General features: G+C 43.8%; 1 protein-coding gene. It reads right to left on the bottom strand.

The window, feature by feature from the left end; genetic code table 11:
• Positions 1–87 precede the first annotated feature (87 nt).
• A complete protein-coding gene (locus tag D9603_RS15540; protein ID WP_128731994.1) occupies positions 88–1,392 on the bottom strand; it encodes an IS5 family transposase in 1,305 nt (434 codons plus the stop codon).
• Positions 1,393–1,508 lie beyond the last annotated feature (116 nt).

Here is a 1,508-nt window from a genome sequence, read left to right as displayed (position 1 = left end):
TAGTCGATTCTGAATATTGTTGTTTTGATGCTTAGATTGGCAGTACAAGATCAGTCCAGCCTGAGCATCATCTTTATCGACAGGTTATTACGCAGCGCTTTTCGCTGCTAATAACTGATATAAAATACAGGCATAAAAAAGCCGCAGTTGAGCTAGGATTTTACGGCAGTTTTGGCCTACGCCTGCAAGCACTGCGTTAAGCCTGTCACCGAGTTTTCCTTTTAAGCGATTAAGCCCCAAGTGACCATCTTGTTTCATATGCCCGATGATTGGCTCTATCGCATTGCGTCGCTTGAGTTTTTTCTTAATACTCGGCGTCACACCGCGCTTTTGCCCAGCAATATACACATCATAACGTTCTGCAAAGTGCCCGCGATAACCTCTATCTACAAAACAGTTGTATGGTCTTTTATCCGTGACGTTTTCTACTATTCTCAACGTTTCCCATAACGTGTCACCATCATAGGGATTGCCGTGCATTGCATGAGCGCACACCACAAACTGCTCTTTCAATGTTGTCGCAACACTCACTTTGACACCAAACTCATATGGCTTTGCGCTTTTTCCCTTGGCGATACATTCAACATCCGGCTCATGTAGGCTATAGAGTTTGTTTTTACTCGTTTTTTCTTGCTTTAACAGTCGCTCAGCCTGCTGTAAGGTATCGAAAAATTCCTTGCTTGGTTGCTCGGTGATTTTCCGCAAGATGTCTTTCATCACCCGTCTGAGATAGTTTTTCTGTTTTTTCAGTGTCTTCTTCATGCGTTTAAATTGCTTGGCATGGGCATAGCGCGCTACTTTTTGAGCGGCCTTAGGGCCAACTCGCTCATAACTTTGCCTAAGCACAATACCGGCTTGCTTAGCGAAGCCAGCCAGTTTATTTCGGCATTTTTCTAGTAGTTTACTGTCTGTTGGATGGGCGATATTTTTCTCCATGACGGTACTGTCTACGACCACTTCTCGCAAGCTTGAAGGCTTAATCGTATTACTTTTAAGCCCCGCATCTACCGTAAGTGACAGCATTAACTCAACGCCATCCTCACCAATTCGCTTGCGAAAGCGTGTCATCGAGCTGGGATCACAAGGCGGTTCATGCGTAAAAAATTGCATGCCACAAAAATATTGCCAATACGGGTTTTCGCACCACATGGCCACCGTGTTTTCGTCAGACAGTTTGTGAATTTGTTTCAGATATTCGAGACCCGCAAGCAAGCGGATAGGCTTGGCGCCAGCGCCTTTATCGCCATAATGCTGTTTGAACTCGACCTCAAGACGCTGCCAATCAATGAGTTTTGCCAATTTCACGAGTTCATGACGCGGTGAAACAATATCAATAAGCTCGACTTGAAACAGGTGCTTTTGTGGTGTTTGCGTGGTTGGTTTTGGTTTCATTTTTACACTCAAATTGCAATGTTTTGGTTGTGTGATTCAAAAAAGTTGCAATTTGAGGGTAGTAAGATCGTTTAGATCTTCAAGTAATTCAATAAATTAAATTGGTTTCAGGGGCG

This window comes from Pseudoalteromonas sp. PS5 (assembly GCF_004103255.1).
Taxonomy (GTDB): domain Bacteria; phylum Pseudomonadota; class Gammaproteobacteria; order Enterobacterales; family Alteromonadaceae; genus Pseudoalteromonas; species Pseudoalteromonas peptidolytica.
Note: the sequence above shows the minus strand (reverse complement) of the source record. Positions and strands in the feature narration are given on the sequence as shown.